We start from the raw sequence: 309 nt of genomic DNA on the forward strand, positions 1-309 counted from the left end.
TCACCTCTCGGTGTTGATCTCCCGGATTTGCCTAAGAGATCCACCTACGGGCTTAAACCGGACACCAACTGCCGGCTGGCCTAGCCTTCTCCGTCCCCCCATCGCAATAACGGTCGGTGCAGGAATATTAACCTGCTTCCCATCGACTACGCTTCTCAGCCTCGCCTTAGGGGCCGACTCACCCTGCGCCGATTGGCGTTGCGCAGGAAACCTTGGACTTTCGGCGTACGAGGTTTTCACTCGTATTATCGTTACTCATGTCAGCATTCGCACTTCCGATACCTCCAGCAGACCTCACAGTCCACCTTC

Annotated in this window: 1 rRNA gene; it reads right to left on the reverse strand. The window is 56.0% G+C overall.

Annotation, left to right across the window (positions count from 1 at the left end):
* Positions 1-309 (reverse strand): 23S ribosomal RNA (locus tag ABGV18_RS11550); the annotation flags it as partial.

Origin of the sequence: Guyparkeria halopsychrophila (assembly GCF_044582135.1) — a bacterium.
Taxonomy (GTDB): domain Bacteria; phylum Pseudomonadota; class Gammaproteobacteria; order Halothiobacillales; family Halothiobacillaceae; genus Guyparkeria.